Source organism: Rhodoferax sp. (genome assembly GCF_023701345.1).
Classification (GTDB): domain Bacteria; phylum Pseudomonadota; class Gammaproteobacteria; order Burkholderiales; family Burkholderiaceae_C; genus Rhodoferax.
Map to the genome: position 1 here is coordinate 1 of NZ_JAMPXE010000199.1, position 3,877 is coordinate 3,877.

Annotated in this window: 5 protein-coding genes and 2 pseudogenes; all 7 read right to left on the reverse strand. The window is 67.3% G+C overall.

The genetic code is table 11. From position 1 onward, the window contains the following. Nucleotides 1–252, reverse strand: a pseudogene (locus NDI87_RS16890) (acyl-CoA synthetase); the annotation flags it as partial. Next, nucleotides 249–581: a 3-hydroxyacyl-ACP dehydratase gene (locus NDI87_RS16895; RefSeq protein WP_296276744.1), complete on the reverse strand. Its 333-nt coding sequence runs from the start codon at nucleotides 579–581 to the stop codon at nucleotides 249–251. The gene NDI87_RS16895 and the pseudogene NDI87_RS16890, both read right to left, overlap by 4 nt. Continuing rightward, complete coding sequence (locus tag NDI87_RS16900) at nucleotides 571–1,941, reverse strand: AMP-binding protein (protein ID WP_296276746.1); 1,371 nt, start codon at nucleotides 1,939–1,941, stop codon at nucleotides 571–573. The genes NDI87_RS16895 and NDI87_RS16900 overlap by 11 nt, the downstream gene beginning before the upstream one ends. After that, complete coding sequence (locus NDI87_RS16905) at nucleotides 1,938–2,609, reverse strand: hypothetical protein (RefSeq protein WP_296276747.1); 672 nt, start codon at nucleotides 2,607–2,609, stop codon at nucleotides 1,938–1,940. The genes NDI87_RS16900 and NDI87_RS16905 overlap by 4 nt, the downstream gene beginning before the upstream one ends. Continuing rightward, a complete protein-coding gene (locus NDI87_RS16910) occupies nucleotides 2,606–2,902 on the reverse strand; it encodes a phosphopantetheine-binding protein (protein WP_296276749.1) in 297 nt (98 codons plus the stop codon). The genes NDI87_RS16905 and NDI87_RS16910 overlap by 4 nt, the downstream gene beginning before the upstream one ends. A gap of 138 nt (nucleotides 2,903–3,040) precedes the next feature. Next, nucleotides 3,041–3,448 carry a YchJ family protein gene (locus NDI87_RS16915; RefSeq protein ID WP_296276751.1) on the reverse strand — a complete coding sequence of 136 codons (408 nt, stop codon included), beginning with the start codon at nucleotides 3,446–3,448 and terminating at the stop codon, nucleotides 3,041–3,043. After that, nucleotides 3,445–3,877, reverse strand: a pseudogene (locus NDI87_RS16920) (B12-binding domain-containing radical SAM protein); the annotation flags it as partial. The gene NDI87_RS16915 and the pseudogene NDI87_RS16920, both read right to left, overlap by 4 nt.

Sequence of the window (3,877 nt, forward strand, 5' to 3'; positions counted from 1 at the left end):
ATGGCGCCAGCCGACCGATGCGGGCGTCGGCAGTTGCAGCACCCGCCGCAAATAATCGCGTGACATGCGACGCGCGGTCGGCGCAAACGCCAGGAAGTAAGCCGCGATCGCGTAAAGCACCACGCGGCTCGCGCGTCGGCCCAAGCGCAGCGACAGCCAGGTCATCAGGCGCAGCATGAACAGGCTGCTGCGCTCGGGGCGCTGCTGCCATTCAGTGCTGCCGGCCGGCGCGGCCTGCTGCTGCGTTGTCATGGCGCAGACGGTGGCAACGCCAGCGTGCCGGTGGCGACTTTGCGCTGGCCGCTGGAGATATCGAAGCGGGTGCTGCCCGAGGCGCCGGGGGTGAGCAACAGCGTCAGGATTTCGCCGGGGCCGACCGGGCTCAGAAACTTGGCAGCGCTGATCTGGCAGAGCGGCGTCGTATCAAAGCCGTCCCCGGCTGCTGCGGGTCGCCCGGTTGGCAGCAGCGCATGGATGACGGCGTCAAGCAAAACCACGCCCGGCACAATCGGCGTCCCCGGAAAATGGCCGGCAAACGCCGGATGGTCCGGCGCGATGACAAACGTGGTCTCAAATTGCATGGGGCGTTCCTTGGCGCTGATGCCGGGATGCCAGTGCCTGCAAGGCGTCGCGCGGCAATTTGCCGGTGCTGTTGCGCGGCAGCGCCGCCAGCAGCACCAGCGGCCTGGGAATGAACACCGCGTCGATGCGTTGCCGCAACGCCGCCAGCAGGGTGCTCGCTTTCATGCCGGGCGCCACGGCAAAGGCCATCAGGCGCGTCACGCTGACGTCGTCATGCTCGGCGGGCATGAAAAACGCGCCGTCGATCACGCCCGGAATGGCATTGAGCTGATGGTTCAGGTAGTCGAGCGAGCTGCGTTTGCCCGCGATGTTGATGAGATCGGCGCTGCGGCCATGCAGCAGAAAACGCTCGGAACTCAAAAGTTCGAGCTCGTCCGCCATCGGCATGGGCGACTCAACATGCCCGCCCGAGGCCCAGGTACGCCCCTGTGAAACGCTGAGCGCGACCCCCGGGAACAACGACCATTCGGTAGTCTGGGTGGTGCGCCGGGTCGCGATCATGCCGGTCTCGGTCGAACCGTAGATTTCAAACAAGGGCGCCTGCAGGCGCGCCTCGACGGCCAGCGCCAGTTGCGGTGGCATGGGCGCCGTGGCCGACAGGACCAGGTCGGGGGCGGGAATGTCCAGCCCCGCCGCCAGCAGGACCTTCAAATGCAGGGGCGTGGTGACCAGCAGGCACGGGCGCGGCGATTGCGCGAGCACCGCGCAGATGTCGGCCGGGTAAAACGGATGGGCCGCACTCAGGGCTGAGCCGCTTTGCAGCGCCAGCAGCACCGAGGACTCAAAGCCAAACATGTGCTGCGGCGGCACCGTGGCCACAATGCTGTGGCGCCTGCCGTCGAGCAGCCCCAGGCGGGCGGCTTCGGCCCGCACGCTGCGCACCAGCCCGCCCCAGCTTTTCGGGTGCGCCACCGGCGTGCCGGTCGAGCCGGACGTGAACACGATGGCCGCCGTGCGCGCGGCCGGGATGTCGGGAACGTCATAGGTGGCGCTGGCGGCATCCGCTGCCGCTGCGGCAGCGGCCTGCGCGCCCGTCCACGCCAACTGGGGCAGGTCAAAGGCCTGCGGCTGGTCTGCCAGGCAAAACACGTCGGGCGCAAAGTGCTTGACCTGGCGCATCATTTCTGGCGTGAGCGTGGGCGGCAGCAGGCTGATCTTGTCGGCCAGCAAGGCCGCGGCCACGCCGACGGCGAACCGGTAGCGGTCGACGCAAACGTTGAGAACGTGCCGGCCTGGTGGCAAATCTGCCGCCAACTGCCTGACATCGGCCAGAAAATGCGCCACGGTGATCGGCCCGGCGGGGCCGTAAGCCAGGATGTCTTGCGCGCGCGGGTGCGTGACGAGCGGGAAGCTGCTCATGGTCGGCGCGCCTTGTCTTGCGCGCTCACCTGCCGGTAAGCGCGAATCGCCGCCAGCGGCCCGGCGCGCTCGGAAGCCGGCAACACATAACAGCGCGCCGCATACTCACCCGCAAACATCAAGCCCAGCAGCGGCATGCCCAGCAGGTTGGCAAACGTTGACCAGATGGCAACCGGCGCGAGCCAGAACAGCAGCAGCGACAGCCCTGCGGTGGCGCCGAAATAAAGGGTCCAGCTCCAGGTGGCCGCGCGCGTGTAGCGCGCCAGCGCCGGCGTCAGGCTGCCGTGCACGATGCTGGCAAAGCGCGAAATCATGGGTGTGCCGCCACGCCGCAGGGTTTTGCCAAAGGCCAGGCACAACAGCGCATAGGTGCCTGCATGCTGCAGCAAAAAGACCCAGTTGTAATGGGCCACCAGCCAACTCTTGACGCCATAAATCACGGCGCATGCCGCCAGCCACAGGACCAGCATGAGCGCGCGCTGCTGCGAACGCCAGGCCAGCAGGAAGCCCAGCCCGAGCAGGGGCGCCAGCGCAACCAGGGCGCCCTGCAGATCGGGCGCGGCTGACGCGGCGGCCCGATGCGACAGCACCGCATAGGCGACTCCCAGGGCCAACAGGCCGCCCCAACGAACGGCTTGCTTGAGCCGTGTCGCCAATTCGGTTTTCACCGGGTACGCTGGGCCGCGATGTGGTTGCTCAGACTGCGCAGCGACAGGAAGATGGCGTGGTTGTCTTCCTGGCCCGCGCGCAGTTGCAGGCCGTAGCGCTTGGAGACCACGAGTGCAATTTCCAGGATGTCGATGGAGTCCAGCCCCAAACCGTCGCCATACAGGGGTTCATCGGCTTGCACGTCGGCCGCGGCAACGTCCAGGTTCAAGGCGCTCACCACCAGTTCAGCGACTTCAAGTAGCAAGGCCGCATCAGCGGTTGGGGAAGATTCTGGCGGAGTCAGTTCGGGCATGGGAAAGATCAATGTGGTTAGGTGGGCAGAGTGACAAAACCGACACCGATGGACCGGCGGCCCTTGTCGCGCGCCTGATTTTAACGAAAAGCGCGTCACGCCCGGTGCTGGTGCAACGCAGCATCGCCCAAAACAGGCTCAGTCCGGCCCCACCTGGTCGCCATCAATATACAGCCAGCGCCCGTCCTCAAACACAAACCGGCTGATCTCGTGCATGCGCCCACCGCGCCCGCTGTCGCGGTAACGCGCGACAAATTCCACCACCCCGGCGTCGCCCGTGGCCTGCGCGTGGCGCACTTCCAGCCCCAGCCATTTGAGCGGCGGCAGTTCCAGCTCGCCGGGCGAAGTGGACGGGTGCCAGCTGGCCAGCAGGTAGTCGATCAGGCCCAACCCGTAAGCGCTGTAACGCGCGCGCATCAGCGCCTCGGGCGTGGGCGCGTGCACGCCTTGCGCCAAACCCGCATGCCAGCGGCCGCAACAGTCGCCGTAGGTCAGGCCGCTGTCACAGGGGCAGGCGGCATGGGCGGCCAGGGCGTTCTTTTTCATGACGGCAATGGTAACGGGGCAGGCACGCGGTGGCGCTCCTGCCGGGTCGCCAGGGTGCGGCTGGCCCTGGCCGGCGACGCTGCCCGCCGCGGCAACAGGCCATGCAGTGCCTGCGGATTGGCGCGCGCGCCGCTGGCGACGTAGTCCGCCAGCAGGGCCTGGCGCACAACAGCGGGCGGCAGGTGCTGACCGAGGTAGTCAAACAAGGCGTCCACCAGCGCCTCCGGGGTTAGCCGGTGGGTGCTGCCCTGGCGCTGCCACAGCCAGTTCGAGAACACCATGAAACACCAGAACGGCGACTTACCCGCTGTACCGTTGGAAGGCGGCGTGTGCAGCAACAGCGGCAGCGTTTGCGCAAAACGCCCGGAATTGGCCAGCAGTTCCCAGTAGCGCGCCAGGCGGCCAAAACGCTGCAGCGTGGCGGCATCG

Coding starts and splice junctions, on each gene's coding strand:
- NDI87_RS16915 (WP_296276751.1), bottom strand. CDS start 3,448: ATGAAAAAGAACGCCCTGGCCGCCCATGCCGCCTGCCCCTGTGACAGC.
- NDI87_RS16910 (WP_296276749.1), bottom strand. CDS start 2,902: ATGCCCGAACTGACTCCGCCAGAATCTTCCCCAACCGCTGATGCGGCC.
- NDI87_RS16895 (WP_296276744.1), bottom strand. CDS start 581: ATGCAATTTGAGACCACGTTTGTCATCGCGCCGGACCATCCGGCGTTT.
- NDI87_RS16900 (WP_296276746.1), bottom strand. CDS start 1,941: ATGAGCAGCTTCCCGCTCGTCACGCACCCGCGCGCGCAAGACATCCTG.